We start from the raw sequence: 16,617 nt of genomic DNA, 5'->3' as shown, positions 1-16,617 counted from the left end.
AGAAGAGCTTATGGTTTAACTAACTTTGATAATTTTAGAAGAAGAATTCTACTCAATTGGTATTTCTGCTACTAATTTATCATATCTAGTCTGGGAGAGCCAAAAATATATCACTCCAACATTAACAGAGTTGGGTTTACCAGCAATGAAGGAAGCGGGTTGGCTAACTCGTACTTTAGAACTCCCCTATCCTTATACATTACAATATGAAGGCAGAATCACCCCTAAGTCTTTAAAAAAAGCATTTCTTAATATTCTTGATTTTGTACAGCAAAATCCTGAAAAGGCAGAATATATATTAAAATTTCTGCTTAAATTGATAAATTTAAATAAGGATAAAAATATAGTTGAAATTATTAAATTAACAAATCATGAAAAGTTAAATATAAAAAGTGTAATAGATGCTTTAGAGGAGCATTTTAACTATAAATATAAAACTCTTGGTGGTTCAAAATTGCCTGTTATTGCTTTCTATGCTATTTATCAGATTTTAATTAGAGAAATATCTAGATATAGTTCATGTAAGCTTGGAAAGCTAGGCAGTCATACAGCTTCTGATAGAACTTCTAGGACTGCGGGAGATATTGAAATATTTGATCAAAATAATCATCTGGTTGAAGCTATAGAAATAAAACATGGTCAAGAAATAATTTTACACATTGTTTATCGTGCTAGAGAAAAGATTATTAAATATAATCCTGGAAGATATTATATTTTTGCTTCAAAAGGTATTAAGCAATCAGAAGGAGAAGAAATTAACAACCTGATTACACAAATTTCATCTGAACATGGTTGTCAGGTAATCCTGAATGGAATTATCCCGACAATCAAATACTATTTAAGGTTAATCGAGTCCATCACTGATTTTATTGAGGGATATTCTCAGTTGATAGCGTCGGATAATGAACTACAAAAAATCCACAAAGAGAAGTGGAATGAGATTTTAGGCAGATTAATGAATGATGAATAAAAGAAATTCAGCTTTTTCAAGAGGGATGAAAGTAATCGTAAATTTCTTGCGCTAGCCGTGGCCCAATTCCCGAAACTTCGGCTAGTTGTGCAGGGGTAGCTTGGCGAATATAATCGACTGAGCGAAAATGTCCTAACAGTTGCTTTTGTCGATGATGTCCCAATCCTGGTATTTCATCTAAACGAGATCGCCTCAGTTTATCACTGCGTTGTTGACGATGGAAACTCACGGCAAACCGATGCGCTTCATCCCGTAAGCGTCGCAGTAATTGTACTCCTGGTTGTTCTGCATCAGTCTGTAAAGGGTGTGACTCTCCTGGTAGAAATATCTCCTCACGCTGTTTTGCCAAACTCACAACCCGCAAGTCTTCTAACAAGTTCATCTCTTGCAATACAGCCACGACGGATGATAACTGGCCTTTACCGCCATCAATCATAATTAAATCAGGCCAGTCAGGATTTCCGGCGCGTTGCATTTGTGGATCTTCGCTATACTTGCGAAAACGGCGTTGGATGACTTCAGCTAAACTGGCAAAATCATCTGAGTGTCCAGTTGTGACTGTGGGATTTTTGATTTTGTAATGACGATAATATTGCTTACCCGGTAAACCATCAATAAACACAACTTGGGATGCTACCGCATTTGAACCTTGGATATGAGAAATGTCGTAACCTTCAATGCGGTGGGGTAAGTCGGGTAAATCGAGAATATCAGCCAAATCTTGCATTGCTTGCGTATTGCGATCGCCCAATTTTTGCATTCTTTGCAATTCGTATTGGGCATTACGCTCTACCATCTCAATTAATTCTGCCTTAGTTTGGCGTTGCGGAGCTACAATTGTTACTTTTCTTCCCTTACGCTGACTTAAAACATCGGCCAAGATTTCAGCATCGGGTAACTCATGGTGTACTAAAATTTCGGCGGGAATTTCTACCGCGTCCGCAGTTTGATAATGCTCCTCTAAAACGCGTTGTAGAATAGCACCTGGTTCAGCGTGTGCATCAGCGACAAACGCCAAGCGTCCTACTAATTGCCCAGCCCGAATCTGAAATAATTGAATACAGGCAGCATTTTGACCATCACTTGCTAGGGCTATAGCATCCCGCGAAACTGTATCATCTGGTAAGGAGACTTTTTGATCCGCCGTCAGAGATTTTAACCCAGAAATTTGATCGCGTATCCGCGCTGCCGACTCAAAATTTAACGCCTCAGAGGCTTTGTGCATTTGTTCGGTTAAAATATCAATCAATTCCTGAGTCCGACCTTGGAAGACCATTGCCACTTTTTGCACAGTTTTGCGGTATTCTTCTGGTGAAATCAGTTGTTGACACACACCAGGACAACGCCCCATATCATAATTCAAGCAGGGTCGGTCTTTGAATAGGGGTTGCGGTCGTTGTCGCAGCGAAAATATGCGCTTACTAATGCGTAAGATTTCGCGTAACAAACCTGTATCTGTATAAGGCCCGTAGAACTTATCTTTTTCTTTACCTAGTTGGCGTTTGCGAGTGATGAATATGCGCGGATAGTCTTCTGACCAAGTGATGCAGACATAAGGATATTTTTTATCATCCTTAAGTAGTACATTAAAGTATGGCTGATGCTGCTTAATTAAGTTGGCTTCCAAAGCCAAGGCTTCGGCTTCGGTGTCGGTGACAATAAATTCAATTTCTGTCACCTGTCTAGCCATTGTAGCGATGCGCTCGCTTTTAGTGTAACCTTCGCGGAAATAGGAACGGACACGCGATCGCAACTTACGGGATTTACCTATATATATAATGCGATCGCTGCCATCCCGCATGAAATAAACTCCTGGTTCCGGTGGGATTTCAGCTAGACGACTTTCTAATCGTTCTGGATCTTTAACCAGTGGTAGTATTTGAGCTGATGTTGTCACAACTATAAATAGGTAATCTTACGTTTTTACCTATCTCTATTTTAAGAATAAATAAACTTTTTGTGTGAATTTCGCTTTTGAATAAAATTCAAAATTTACTTGCAAAAACATATAGGACTAGTATTTGATTTTTGAAAAAAATCAGTACATTGTTACTTGCCTTTTTGGGTTGCCTATTTCCTATTGCCTGACTACACAAGTATGTTCAGTAATCAAACCGGATTCCTGTATCTTGCTCGGAATCACTATCTGTGCCTGTTTCTAACCTATACATATATTGCACAGATTGTTTATATTTTATCAAAAAATATTAGTTTTTTTAGAACTTATCCTGCTTGAGCAAAATAGATTGATTTAAATAATTTAAATACAACAACAAGCTAATTCTTCTTGAATTGCCTTAGTTAAATGTATTAAATTTATTGGTTTAACAAAGTAACTACGAACGCCTAAATTCATCGCCCGTTCTTTCTCAGCTTTAAAGGCAAATGCTGAAACTACAATAATTGGTATTTTAGCTAAATCAGAGTGTTGCTGAATTTGTTCTAACAACCAATATCCATCAACACCAGGTAATTTCAAATCTAACAACATTAAGTCTGGCAGAAAATTTTCTATAGTTGAGAAAAAAGCGTTACCATTTGATAGACTTTTGACGTTGTAACCACAGTAAACAAGGTAATCACATAACAACATTCTATTTACGTCATTATCTTCAATTAGTAAAACTTTTTTTGCCTCATGTTTATACAATTGTGTGGCTGGATTCAGGAGATGTGATGTCATTTGTTATCACTAATTTTCTGCAAATATTTACAATTGTGTTCATACAATGAATACAGAAATTTTTTAATCATCTAAATAAAATCCTTGAGTTTTACTTAAATTAAAATATTTTTTAATAATAGTCAACCAAATTTTACTCTTGTATGACTTTGAATAAAAAATGTTATTGTACTTTTTAGGAAAAAATTAACAATAAATTTATATTTGTTGCAGATTTAGTAGCATCTAACCTCAAATTTTTATAAAAAGTTTACTTTTTGCTAATTCTAAAGTAAATCTACTTAAATTAATACTTAATAATAAGTATAAAACAACAGTAATAATACAGATTAAATATTAAGAGTGTATAAAAAAAGAAGCAATTCTGCTTCTTTAGTTATTTAGTAGATTGAAAATCGGCATTTTAACTGGATAGTTTTTAAACTTGCGTTGTTTAGCCAAATATATTTCAGTTAAGTCCCAAACTCTTGGTTAAAGTCAATTGTTTTAATGAACCGCATAGACAAGTCCGCAGCTACTCTACCCTTCGGGTTCTGCTTTAGCAATACGAGTTATCCTTTGGAGTAATCGCAGGGTAGAACACAAAGAACGTAAAGAGAAAGAAGATATTACAAACTGAACCGTATTGGCTTAAATTTTGACTTACAATTTAGGTATAATTAGAACTTTATCTACTTCAAAAACGTTATTAGCAATACGTTTATTATCGATACATATTCAATCTAAGACTTATTCATCAATATCAGTAACTTTTAGCCTGAAAAAGCTACTAGATAAAAACCTAGTGCATATGGATAGATATAAAGATTATATTTTTTTAGTTTTTCGCTGCTGTATAGCCGCGCAACTAGCGATCGCCATTAGTCCAATTAGTGCTGATGGTTCTGGGATTTTGCGTCTGGGAGGAGATGCATTGTTAAGTCTAGTGTGCTGATTACTAACTGCCCCCGCATAGCTGGCTACGGGAGCAGCACTTATACCACCAGTCTGTTTAATAATGCTGTTGGGTAAGGTATTTTCTCCGCCTTCAATTCCATCATCAGTGGTTTCAAGTTCGATTGAATCTGAGTTTGTTGGGAAAGTTTGTGCTAGCAGAGGATATTGTCCTAAAGCGGCAATTACTGACAAAGAAGTAGCAAAGATCCTAATTTTTACAAGATTGCTGACCATGCACCTAGATTAGTTAATTTTGGGTTTGAACTTTAGGTAATAGTAAATCTACTTTTTTGAGTAAATTATAATTTATCTACTATCACCTTAAGTAATTTCCCTGTAGTCTAACGTGAAACTAGAGTTACACAGGTATAAACTTATAAAATTCTGGTAATTTTACAATCAAGAATTCATAAATTAGACATAGTACCAGGGTTAAGATTTTGAGCCAGCAATTTTAATTTTTTGGATTACAGAAAATCGGCAATTCTGTCAACGGCAGTTTCTAACAAAGGTGGTTCATGTACTAGTGCAAAACGGACATATCCTTCTCCTGATTTGCCAAACCCAGCACCGGGAGAAGCCGCTACACCCGTTTGTTTGACCAACTGAGTACAAAATTCAATAGAATTTTGCTGCCAAGGTGAAGGTAACTTAGCCCAAATATACATTGTGGCTTTAGGGCTAGGAACCAGCCAACCAATGCGATGTAAAGCTTTCACAAAAGCATCACGACGTTTACGGAAGGTAGCAACTGTATGTTCTACCCCTGCTTGTGGGCCTGTCAAGGCAGCGATCGCTCCATTTAAAATGCCCCGATACTGATTAAAATCAACTGCGGCTTTGATTTGTCGTAAAGCTTTGATTAACTCAGCATTACCGATGGCGTACCCAATCCGGAAGCCGCCCATATTGTAAGACTTGGAAAGGGTGAAAAATTCAATCGAGACGCTTTTTTCTGGATCAGCTTGTAAAACTGACGGTACTAAAGATTGAGACTGAGAAAAACTCTCCCCTACTCCCCTAATTTCTTCAAATACTAAATCTACGTAGGGGAAATCGTGAACTAAGACAATATTATGTTGCTGACAAAAAGCCACGGCTTCTTGAAAAAGCGATAAAGGAGCGATCGCTGAAGTGGGATTATGAGGATAGCTCAATACCATCATTTTCGACTGAGCCACAACAGCCGCAGGAATATCAGCAAACAAAGGTAAAAAATCGTTTTCTGCCAATAGCGGCATAGGGTAAATTTGCCCACTAGCTAAGTAAACTCCACCCGCATGGGAGGGATAACCTGGATCGAGTAACAGGGCAAAATCGCCTGGATTCAGTAAAGCTAGTGGTAAGTGAGCAGTACCTTCTTGGGAACCGATGAGCGGCAATACTTCTGTTTCTGGATCAACCTTGATGCCAAACTTCTGCTCATACCAGTGAGCCGCAGCTTGGCGGAAGGTTTGTGTACCATGAAACAGCAGATAACCGTGGGTGCTACGGTCATGCAGCGATTGAGAGATCGCTTCAATCACGTGACTTTCAGCAGGTAAATCAGAAGACCCCAGCGATAAATCAATTAACTCTTGCCCGACCGCCAGAGCCGCCGCCTTGGCTCTGTCCATATCGGCAAATACATTAGATTGCAGGGGTTGTAAACGTTGTGCAAATTGCATATTAGTCCTTTGTCCTTTGTCCTTTGTCATTAGCCATTTACTAACGACTCATGACTAATGACCAATGACTAATTTTTATTCAAATGCGTATCTAACAGACTGAGTAACTTATCTTTGCCAATTACGCCTTCAGTTGATTCTAATAATTGCTCTCCTTGAATTAGCCTTAAGGCTGGTACACCTTCAACCCCATACTGTTTAACAGAAACAGGGTTGGGGTCAACTTCCATTTTGACAACTTTCAGGCGATCGCTGTATTTGTTAGCAGCTATATTAATCAGTGGCGACATCAATTGACATGGGCCACACCAAGAAGCCCAAAAGTAAACTAATACAGGCTGCTCAGATTTCAAAACTTCGGTTTCAAACTCAGCATCAGTGATGGTGATTACACCCTTACTCATTGCAGTCTCCATTAGTTGACATCAATCATTGGCACACAAAATACTCTATCCCAAAGTCGTCAACAGTCCATAGTCATTTGTCATTTGTCATTTAACTATTGACTATTGACTACCGAAGCAAAATCCCACAACCTACAGGCGTGGGACTAGCTCACATTTAGTATTTACCAAATTTTACAATTGATCCAATTGCTTACGTAAAGAATCTAATTCGGCATCAACTACTTCATTAGGTTGGGTTGAAGTAGTTTGGGGTGGAGTAGTTTGCTCTGGTGGTAGTAAGTTCTGATTAGGTGGGCTTGCAGGAGCCAGTGATGCCTTTAATGCTGCCAATTCATCATCTACATCGCTTCCCTGTTCCAAGCGGGCAAATTGGCTTTCTAAATCTGCACCTGCCAACTCTGCTGCTGACTGGGCGCGAGCTTCTTGCATCAGGACTTTTTCTTCCATCCGCTCAAATGCAGCCATTGCACTGTTAGTATTCATACCCCGTACCATACCCTCAAGTTGTTCTTGAGCTTTGGCGGTAGTAATCCGGGCTTTGAGCATTTCTTTCTTGGTTTTAGCTTCCGAAAGTTTGCTTTCTAGCTGGATTAAGTTACGTTTTAGGGTTTCTACTTGAGTTGATTGCTGATCTAAGCTAGCTTTAAGAGCTACGCTAGTGTCGTTATAAGTTTTTTTACGTTCTAAGGCTTGACGTGCTAGGTTTTCATCACCTTTTTGCAGTGCTAATTGGGCGTTGCGCTGCCATTTATTAATTTCATTTTGGGCATCATTGTACTGTTTTTCAGTTCGTTTTTGGGCGGCGATCGCTTGAGCTACTCCCTGACGCAACTGTACCAAGTCTTCCTGCATTTCCAGGATGGCTTGCTCTAGCATTTTTTCAGGGTCTTCAGCTTTATTTACTAAGTCGTTGATATTTGCACCGACTACTCGCTTAATACGATCAAATAATCCCATAATCCTTGTTTTTCCTTTTACAGTTTAGGTGCTTGATTGGACGGTTAAGGTTTTTACTATTTATTTAATAGTTTCTTATTTCAATGTAATCTTTCCGGCTTGGTTCGGTACAGGCCGACACCTCTTATATTGTTAAGATATACCCTGGTTAGAGCAATTGACTAGTTTTCAAGGCTCTTGAGCCTTAGGTAATTGCTGTGGTGATGTCTTTTCTGACTCATGCTGCACTTGGGTTTTCATTGCTGCTAATTCAGCATCAATATCATTGCTAGATTCTAGAGATGCAAACTGTTTTTGTAGGTCATCGCTGCCTAATTGGGCAATAGCTTCCGATTTTGCTTCTATCTGGAAAACTTTCTCTTCCATCCGTTCAAAAGCATTGAGGCTGCTAGTCGTAGAAACGCCACTCAGCATTTCCTGGAGTTTATAAGATGCTTCCGCAGAACGCGCGCGGGCAATATACATATCTTTTTTGGTTTTAGCCTCAGAAATCTTCAACTCTAGCGATCGCATATCCTTTTTCAGGCGTTCTACAATTTCGGTTTGTTGCCCTATTTGATTAGAGAGGGATGTGGCAGTTTCTTGGTAAGCTCGACGTTTAGTTAAGGCTTCCCGTGCTAAAGGTTCATTACCTTGTTGAAGTGCGAGTTGGGCGCGACGATACCATTCTTCGGCGGTAGAGTTGGCAGCAATAGCCTGTCGTTCAGTGCGTTTTTGGGTAGCGATCGCTTGTGCTATTCCCTGTCGCAATCGCACCAAATTGTCTTGCATTTCGCTGACGGCTTGCTCCAAAATTTTCTCTGGATCTTCTGCACTGCCGATCAGGCTATTAAGGTTAGCACGAATCACCCGCAGGATACGCTTGATTAAGTCCATATCGGCTCTCCATTCATTCTTAGCAGGCAACAGGCAACAGGCAGGAGGTATAAATAATAAACTTTCTTCCTTTACACCCTTGCACCCTCACACCTCCACACCTCTAAACTTTTGCGCCTTCTGTTGATTCATCCTATCGTAAATTTTTGTCAATTATGGCTGTTGCACTCGCGCTTTCAGCCCTTGAGCTTGTAACTCTTGTAACCTTTGTTGAACTTGCTCTTTAGTTTTTAAAGCACCTAGAAAAATCAACTTTTGGTCGCTTGATAAATAAGCATCCGGAACGATTTGCCGTGCAGTAACTAGAGAACGAGCATCTTGATTATCAATCACGATATGATAAAACCCATCTGCTGCGGGTGTGATTTCGGCATTTATCTGTGGTGCAGTGGTTGTCAGTTGTGGCAAAGGTGTTGCTGTCGCAATAGAAGGGAGATTCAGTGGCTGTACTGGCTGTACTGGTTGTAATTCTGGTAGTGGGCTGGCGACTGGGGTAGGAATCACCACAGGTTGATTAACAGGTGCTACCGGGGTTGATTGAAGTTTAGGCTGTAATCCAACTATATCGTTGGGGTCTTTAACTTCTGGAAACTCCTGAGCCGCTAAATTAGGATACTTGGGTATAGGGGTCAGTTGTGTTTCAGCAGCAGGTTGGGACGTAGGTTCAAAACCTTGAGTCTCAGTGCTATTGGAATTAGAAGCAGAATTGTTGTTAAATATCTTGTCTAAACTCAACTGTGGCAAACTTTTAGGATTAAACACTACATACCCTAAAGTGAGGCTAGCCATTAACAACAGCAGCATAGAGCCGATCCCTAAAGGTGACAGCAGACTGTCGTTATAATTGCTGGGCGGTTTTGTTTGTTGTTGCTCATCTGTTAAACTCCGCAGCAAAGCTTCACTCGATTCTAAATAATCATCTGGGTGAGTAGGCGTTTCGTTTGGCTGGATGAGGTTTTCACTTTGAGCAGCCTTAACTTTAGCAGGTACTATGCTGCCGGTAGACTGGGGTGATGGCAGAGGAATGTGTGCTTCTTGAAGAGAATCTGTAGACGGTGGGTGCTGAATCTTCTGCCCTTCTTCGATGTTCGCTGTGGCTGATGCTGGTTTCTCTAAAGAAGATTCGGGTATAGGCCTAGGCAGTACATTAGTTTTAACTTCGGCTATTGGTAGCCCAAGCCCTGCTAAGGCTGTTATTTCTTTAGCTTCCTGAGCTAGACTGCTGATATAAACACCTGTACGGGGTTGATGGGCTGTCTTGGATGCGATGCGCGCACGGCGGTATCGAGCCAATTCTTGATCTAGCTGCACTTCCAAGCTAGCCAAGGCTGCGGCTAGTGCTGGCTTCAACCCAGTTGTTTTAGACAATTGAATACCGGAATCTATCGGCGAGTTTTGACTCATTGCCCGTATGCCTTAAACCTAGACTGTGAGATTGACTTGAGATAATTTGTGCTAATACTAGCGAAAATTTTCTGATCACTATAGACTTTCTTGAAATATCTTGAATTTCAGCCCTCCACACTCAGCACTTTTAATTAAGGATGTCTTTTAAATCAATCAATGATATTTTAGGCGTTCTGGAACAGCAAGCCAGATGGCAAGAGCAACCATTACAAAAGGTACTTCAGTGCTGGGCCGAAGTGGTTGGCGCAGTAGCCGCTACTCATACCCAACCTTTGGTAATTCAGCGTGATGTTTTGCGGGTTGCAACTTCTGGTGCTGCTTGGGCGCAAAATTTGACTTTTAAACGCCAAACTATACTTTTAAAGTTAAATCAAAAGCTGCCTACACCCTTAGCAGATATTCGGTTTTCTACTGCTGGTTGGCAACATCCCTCTAATCAGCCACAACCACTAACAGGTTCGCCACAGGAACATCCCAGTTACTTGGGTAATGTGAATAATGACAGATCTGATAAGTTAAGCTCACTAGAAGACGCTCAGTCTGCTTTTGGTTCCTGGGCGCAAAAGATGCAAGTGCGATCGCAGGGTTTACCTCTTTGTCCCCAATGTCAATCTCCTACTCCTATTGGTGAACTTCAACGTTGGCAAGTTTGTGCTATTTGTGCCTCTAAGCAGTTTTGAACAATCAAACTGGTTTTGTAATTAATATTTATCTTAATTAATATTTTTTGATTAAATTAGTAAACTGTTGATAAGATTGCTATTGTCGCTATGTCTTCTTAGACCTAATTGCGAAATTATTAAGAAATTTAGGGTGAATTAGTAGCTGGTCAAAAAACAGTTAGAAATTAGTAATCAGGGGTCTAGGTATTCATTTACCTAAATAATTTAAAATTTGGCTGAACGCTACGTATAAACAAGGTAATTTTTCGTTAGATATAGCTGATTTACCTAACGGAAATACCTAAGCAATTAAATACAAAATAACTGAAGCCTCAGATATTACAAAGCTAGAACATCTATCTCTAGACTGTTGTTGGTTACAAAAAATCTGAGTTAATTTTGCTTTGGCAATAGGCTGCCCTAATCTAGGAAGAAGTCTAAGTTTTTCCTGCTTACAAGTTTTGAAATCCTACTTGATTTTTAAAATAGGAAAATTCCGGCTATTTTTCAGAAATAGTGGCTTTATATCTAGATAAGTTTTGGCTAGTAATATCTCAGTAAATTTTGGTGGCAATTTTTTTCTGGCTAGCTACAATATATACAATGTTTTATCGTTGAATAGCGATATTAGTCTAGTTTAAAGTATAAATTAAAATTCCTGTCAAATCCAAAGTTTGAGTTTTAAGCTTGATCCCTAGCAATTTTGAACTAAAAATTAGTATGTACTTGCTCTAGCAATCTTTGATAAATATAACAAGATTCTAAAAACATCCTAAAGTTTATTTTGATGTTGGGATCGCTAGAACACAGAGCAAATAATGATTTGTTGGCAAAAATCCGTGTTTATATCTAGAAGCAAAATATAAAGATGCAACTCAGCCCTAAACGGCAATAAAAATAAAATCATATGAAACCGATTAATTTTTTTACATCAGCCTGTAGATATTGCCGTCATTACCAGCCAGAAGGCCGCCGTGGTGGAACGTGCCAGCAGTTAGGTGCATCAGTACAAGCAAGCTGGAAAGCTTGTTCTTTGGCCCTACCGCCTTTTGCACCTTCTTGGGAGAAATTGGAAGATTCTTGGAGTTTGCCAGATGCAACACCAGTTTTAGAGACTTCTCACTCTCTGGCTGCTGTGGCAGATAATATAAATGTTGTGCCTGTTGAAGAAATAGTTAGCCTTACGCCTGAAGAAGCTGAAGCTAAAGCATTGCTAATTTAGCTAGTATTTTTTAGTGAGCTTAGTTTGTAGTATTTTAAGAAAAAATTTACTTTGAAAATTTCTAGTGCTGTAAACCTTGAAATCTCAAAAAATCGCACCTAATACCAATTTTGGGGTTGTAGAAAAAATCTACATAACAAGGCTTTTTTAGACAAATATAAAAATATTACCCAAACCAAAATTGATACGTTCCAAAGGTGCGATTTTAGCCATTTTAAGGCAACCAAGGGAAGGAGCGAAAATCGGGCGATCGCTTTTCTAAAAAGGCTTGTTTTCCTTCTGCACCTTCTTCTGTCATGTAATACAGTAAAGTTGCATTCCCCGCAAGTTCTTGTAAACCTGCTTGTCCATCACAGTCAGCGTTGAAGGCCGCTTTCAGACAGCGAATTGCGATCGGACTTTTTTGTAAGATTTCCTGCGCCCATTGAATACCTTCTGCTTCTAATTGTGCAATTGGCACGACACAATTCACTAAACCCATTTCTAGGGCTTGCTGGGCATCATATTGACGGCAGAGAAACCAAATTTCTCGCGCCTTTTTCTGCCCAACAACACGGGCGAGGTAACTAGCACCGAAACCACCATCAAAACTACCGACTTTCGGGCCTGTTTGTCCAAAAATGGCATTATCAGCAGCAATCGTTAGGTCGCAAATTAAATGTAAAACGTGGCCACCACCAATCGCATATCCAGCTACTAAGGCAATAACTACTTTTGGCATAGAACGAATCAAGCGTTGCAAATCCAACACGTTCAGGCGTGGAATTCCAGCATCGTCTACATAACCAGCTTGTCCGCGCACACTTTGGTCACCGCCAGAACAAAAGGCGTATTTGCCATCAGTGTGAGGGCCTGCGCCTGTAAATAGAACTACGCCAATACTTGTATCTTCACGGGCATCACAAAACGCGTCGTAAAGTTCAAACACAGTTTTTGGACGGAAAGCATTACGTTTGTGAGGGCGGTTAATGGTAATTTTTGCAATGCCATCAGTTTTGTGATAGAGAATGTCTTCGTAAGTTTTGACAGGTTGCCAGTTAACTTGCATGAGAATGAATTGCGCGATTGTGCTTGAGAATTTTATCGCGGACTGGGAAGCGATCGCTAAAATTTAGTCTCTCAAGTACAATCAGGGATGATTTTTGACTAACAGGGTAAATGCGCCGCGACACCATCTTCTATAAATTGTTCCAGCAATTTCCAGGATTGCTGTTTGAATTGGTAGACCAACCACCGCCAGAAGCAGCCAATTATCAATTTGAATCGGTGGAAATTAAAGAAACAGCGTTTCGCATTGACGGCGTATTCCTTCCACCTGCTAATGCAGCATCTAAAGTTGTCTTCTTTGCTGAAGTGCAGTTTCAAAAGGACGAAGATTTATATCATCGCTTTTTTAGCGAATTGTTTTTGTTTCTTTATCGCAATGCTATCCGTTATGATGACTGGTTTGGAGTGCTGATATTTCCTTCTCGCAGCTTGGAACCCTCCAACTGGATAATTCACCGCGCTTTGTTGGAGAGTGGTCAAGTCAAGCGGATTTATTTAGATGAATTGGGTGATTTACGACAACAACCTTTGGGATTGGGTTTGATGCTGTTGACTACAATTCCTGAAGCAGAAACAGTGGAAGCCGCGCGGTATTTAGTAGAGCAAGCACAGCAACAATCAGAACAGGCAATAATAGATTTAATTGCCACGATAATACTTTACAAGTTTTCTAACCTAAGTCGAGAGGAGATTGCCGCAATGTTGGGACTGATTACAGAAGAACCAAGGGCTATTAGAGAAGCAAAGGAAGAAGCAAGGCAAGAAGAAGGTCAAACACTAGTTTTTCGACAGTTAAATCGTAAATTAGGGACAATTTCTGGTGTATTACTTTCCCAAATACAGGCTTTGTCGCTAGAACAGATAGAAGCTTTAGCTGAGGCTTTGCTAGATTTTTCGACGATCGCAGATTTGGAAGGATGGTTAAACTCTCAAAAACAAGAGTAACGTGAGTTCGGGATAAGCTGTAACCATGATTCTATCGTTGGCTGAAACTCCTATTCCTTCGTATAACTAGCAGCAAAATCGTCTTAACCCGAACTGAGGTAAGAGTAATAGTTGTGTCAACTTTTAATTACAAAAAAACGCAAAGGCGAACCTTTGCGTTTTTTAATGAAATAATCTGAAATTAGCTGCTGAATACTTCCACAGGCAAACGGCTAAAGGCCAGACGTTCATTCTGCACATCAACAAAAATTGTGTCGCCATCGTTAAACTCGCCGCGTAAGATGGCTTTGGCAATTTGGGTTTCTAACTCGCGTTGAATCGCCCGTTTTAGTGGACGCGCCCCAAATACTGGGTCGTAGCCTACCTCTGCTAAGAAATCAAGGGCAGCATCGGAGAGTTTGAGGGAAATCTTGCGATCGCTCAATCTATCTCTTAATCTTTGTACTTGCAACTGCACAATGTAACGCAGTTCTTTCTTATCCAGGCTGTGGAAGATGATAACTTCATCAATCCGGTTGAGGAACTCTGGCCGGAAGCTATTCCGCATGGCTTCCATAACTCGATGGCGCATTTCGTCGTAGCGAGAATCATCTCCAGCAATATCAAGAATGTACTGCGAACCGATGTTACTGGTCATGATGATAATCGTGTTCTTGAAGTCCACAGTGTGACCTTGGGCATCGGTGACGCGACCATCATCGAGAATTTGCAGGAAGATGTTGAAAACATCGGGGTGTGCTTTCTCGATTTCGTCGAAGAGAATCACGGCATAAGGACGACGGCGGATTGATTCGGTAAGTTGTCCGCCTTCTTCGTAACCGACGTAGCCAGGAGGCGCGCCAATTAAGCGAGAGACTGCGTGTTTCTCCATATACTCGGACATATCAATTCGCACCAGTGCTTCTTCGGTGTCGAACATATATGTCGCCAAGGCTTTCGCTAACTCGGTTTTACCTACACCAGTCGGCCCCAAGAAAACAAAGCTAGCAATGGGACGATTGGGGTCAGCGAGTCCTGCACGCGATCGCTGAATGGCATCCGCAACGGCTGTAACGGCCTCATTTTGTCCAATTACGCGGCGGTGTAGTTCATCTTCTAAGTGCAGTAGTTTTTCTTTTTCAGATTCCACTAACTTACTGATGGGGATTCCTGTCCACTTAGAAATAACTTCGGCAATATCAGATTCGGTGACTTCTTCCCGCAGCAGGGATTTACCAGTTCTTTGGGCGTTGGCTAGTTCACTTTCGGCTACTTCGAGTTTGCGATGCAAGTCTGTTAAATTGCCGTATTTTAATTCAGCAGCGCGGTTGAGGTCGTAGTCGCGTTCTGCTTGCTGAATCTCTAAGTTAACCCGTTCAATTTCTTTTTTAACAGCCTGAATTTTATTAATAATGTCTTTTTCAGACTGCCATTGGGTACTTAGGGTTCTTTGTTCTTCTTTGAGATCGGCAATTTCTTTTTCTAGCCTTCCCAACCGTTCACGAGAAGCCGCATCGCTTTCTTTTTGCAAAGATAGCTTCTCCATTTCTAATTGGAGAATCTTACGGTCGATTTCGTCGAGTTCTTCTGGTTTGGAGGTAATCTCCATCTTGAGTCTCGCGGCGGCTTCGTCTACTAAGTCAATGGCTTTGTCTGGTAAAAAGCGATCGCTAATATATCTACCCGAAAGTTGCGCCGCAGCCACTAAAGCACTATCAGAAATCTTCACGCCGTGGTGGTTTTCATAGCGTTCGCGCAAGCCGCGCAAAATTGAAATTGTATCTTCAACGCTGGGCTGATCCACGTAAACTTGTTGGAAACGTCTTTCTAAAGCAGCATCTTTTTCAATATATTTGCGATATTCATCTAAAGTTGTCGCCCCAATACAGCGCAATTCACCCCGCGCCAACATTGGTTTTAACAAGTTACCCGCATCCATTGCGCCTTGGGTTGCACCTGCACCAACAACGGTATGAATTTCATCAATAAATAAAACTATATTGCCGCCAGATTCGGTAACTTCTTTTAAGACTGCTTTGAGACGTTCTTCAAATTCACCCCGGAATTTTGCCCCCGCAATCAAAGCACCCATATCCAAGGCGATGAGTTTGCGGTCTTTTAAAGATTGAGGAACATCCCCAGCCACGATGCGTTGGGCTAATCCTTCCGCGATCGCAGTTTTACCAACACCAGGTTCCCCAATCAACACGGGGTTATTTTTGGTGCGGCGTGAGAGAATCTGCACGGTACGACGAATCTCATCATCCCGCCCAATTACTGGATCGAGTTGACCTTTACGCGCCGCTTCTGTGAGGTCACGCCCATATTTTTCCAGTGCTTCGTATTTACCTTCTGGATTTTGGTCGGTCACTTTCTGGTTCCCTCGAATTTGTTTAATAATATTTTTCAGCTTGCCTTCATCTAAACCGAATTCTTGGAGTAGACCTTTGCCAAAGCGGTCATCTTTGGCGTAAGCCAACAATAAGTGTTCAATAGAAATATATTCGTCTTTAAATTCTTTACGATAATTATCAGCCCGGTCTAGTAATGTGTCTAAGCTGCGTCCTAAAAAGACAGAACTGCTGCTACCAGAAACCTTTGGCTGACGTTGGATAAATTGATCGGTGCGATCGCGGAGTTTTTGGAGATTAACACCCGCTTTAGTTAAAATACTGCTGGTTAGCCCTTCTTGTTCTAACAGGGCTTTCATCAAGTGTTCGCTTTCAATTTGTTGCTGTTGATATTGTTTAGCAATATCCGGTGTGTGGGCGATCGCTTCCCAAGCTTTTTCTGTAAATTGATTAGGGTTAGTAGGTTGCATAGGCTGTTTAAATAACCACTCCAGACATGAAGCGCAGA

Annotated in this window: 14 protein-coding genes; 4 read left to right on the top strand and 10 right to left on the bottom strand. The window is 40.5% G+C overall.

The genetic code is table 11. From position 1 onward, the window contains the following. Positions 1–25: 25 nt before the first annotated feature. The gene (locus H6G76_RS27140; protein ID WP_242056534.1) at positions 26–970 is read left to right on the top strand and encodes a hypothetical protein; all 945 of its coding nucleotides are present in this window, start codon (positions 26–28) and stop codon (positions 968–970) included. A gap of 16 nt (positions 971–986) precedes the next feature. Here H6G76_RS27140 and uvrC read toward each other — a convergent pair whose 3' ends face one another. The 8 genes from uvrC to H6G76_RS27100 form a co-directional block, all read right to left on the bottom strand. After that, complete coding sequence (gene uvrC / locus H6G76_RS27135) at positions 987–2,867, bottom strand: excinuclease ABC subunit UvrC (protein WP_190708114.1); 1,881 nt, start codon at positions 2,865–2,867, stop codon at positions 987–989. Positions 2,868–3,230: 363 nt separating this feature from the next. Further along, the gene (locus H6G76_RS27130) at positions 3,231–3,653 is read right to left on the bottom strand and encodes a response regulator (RefSeq protein ID WP_190708113.1); all 423 of its coding nucleotides are present in this window, start codon (positions 3,651–3,653) and stop codon (positions 3,231–3,233) included. Positions 3,654–4,460: 807 nt separating this feature from the next. Beyond that, positions 4,461–4,823: a hypothetical protein gene (locus H6G76_RS27125; RefSeq protein WP_190708111.1), complete on the bottom strand. Its 363-nt coding sequence runs from the start codon at positions 4,821–4,823 to the stop codon at positions 4,461–4,463. Positions 4,824–5,056: 233 nt separating this feature from the next. After that, positions 5,057–6,256 (bottom strand): LL-diaminopimelate aminotransferase, encoded by a 1,200-nt coding sequence (locus H6G76_RS27120; protein WP_190708109.1) that lies wholly within the window; start codon positions 6,254–6,256, stop codon positions 5,057–5,059. Between the two features lie 68 nt (positions 6,257–6,324). After that, a complete protein-coding gene (locus H6G76_RS27115) occupies positions 6,325–6,660 on the bottom strand; it encodes a co-chaperone YbbN (protein ID WP_190708106.1) in 336 nt (111 codons plus the stop codon). A 174-nt stretch (positions 6,661–6,834) separates the two neighbouring features. Beyond that, positions 6,835–7,620 (bottom strand): PspA/IM30 family protein, encoded by a 786-nt coding sequence (locus H6G76_RS27110; protein WP_190708103.1) that lies wholly within the window; start codon positions 7,618–7,620, stop codon positions 6,835–6,837. Positions 7,621–7,788: 168 nt separating this feature from the next. Next, entirely contained in the window at positions 7,789–8,496 is a 708-nt protein-coding gene (locus H6G76_RS27105; protein ID WP_190708099.1) for a PspA/IM30 family protein, read from the bottom strand. Positions 8,497–8,649: 153 nt separating this feature from the next. After that, a complete protein-coding gene (locus H6G76_RS27100) occupies positions 8,650–9,900 on the bottom strand; it encodes a hypothetical protein (RefSeq protein ID WP_190708096.1) in 1,251 nt (416 codons plus the stop codon). 140 nt (positions 9,901–10,040) lie between these two features. Between H6G76_RS27100 and H6G76_RS27095 the strand changes: the two genes are divergently transcribed. Together H6G76_RS27095 and H6G76_RS27090 are read left to right on the top strand one after the other, a co-directional pair. Next, positions 10,041–10,583: a DUF721 domain-containing protein gene (locus H6G76_RS27095; protein WP_190708093.1), complete on the top strand. Its 543-nt coding sequence runs from the start codon at positions 10,041–10,043 to the stop codon at positions 10,581–10,583. Positions 10,584–11,472: 889 nt separating this feature from the next. Then, on the top strand, positions 11,473–11,787 hold the full coding sequence (locus H6G76_RS27090) for a hypothetical protein (protein ID WP_190708091.1): 315 nt from the start codon (positions 11,473–11,475) through the stop codon (positions 11,785–11,787). Positions 11,788–12,001: 214 nt separating this feature from the next. On the opposite strand, the gene menB is transcribed toward H6G76_RS27090, so the two are convergent. After that, positions 12,002–12,835 (bottom strand): 1,4-dihydroxy-2-naphthoyl-CoA synthase, encoded by an 834-nt coding sequence (menB, locus tag H6G76_RS27085; protein ID WP_190708088.1) that lies wholly within the window; start codon positions 12,833–12,835, stop codon positions 12,002–12,004. Between the two features lie 110 nt (positions 12,836–12,945). Between menB and H6G76_RS27080 the strand changes: the two genes are divergently transcribed. After that, on the top strand, positions 12,946–13,779 hold the full coding sequence (locus H6G76_RS27080) for an Rpn family recombination-promoting nuclease/putative transposase (RefSeq protein ID WP_190708085.1): 834 nt from the start codon (positions 12,946–12,948) through the stop codon (positions 13,777–13,779). Between the two features lie 181 nt (positions 13,780–13,960). Here the strand turns inward: H6G76_RS27080 and clpB are convergent, their stop codons facing one another. Next, a complete protein-coding gene (gene clpB / locus H6G76_RS27075) occupies positions 13,961–16,579 on the bottom strand; it encodes an ATP-dependent chaperone ClpB (RefSeq protein ID WP_190708083.1) in 2,619 nt (872 codons plus the stop codon). Positions 16,580–16,617 lie beyond the last annotated feature (38 nt).

Source organism: Nostoc sp. FACHB-152 (assembly GCF_014697475.1).
Taxonomy (GTDB): Bacteria; Cyanobacteriota; Cyanobacteriia; order Cyanobacteriales; family Nostocaceae; genus Nostoc_B.
The sequence above is the reverse complement of the archived record's forward strand: the minus strand, read 5'-3'. Positions and strand labels throughout refer to the sequence as shown.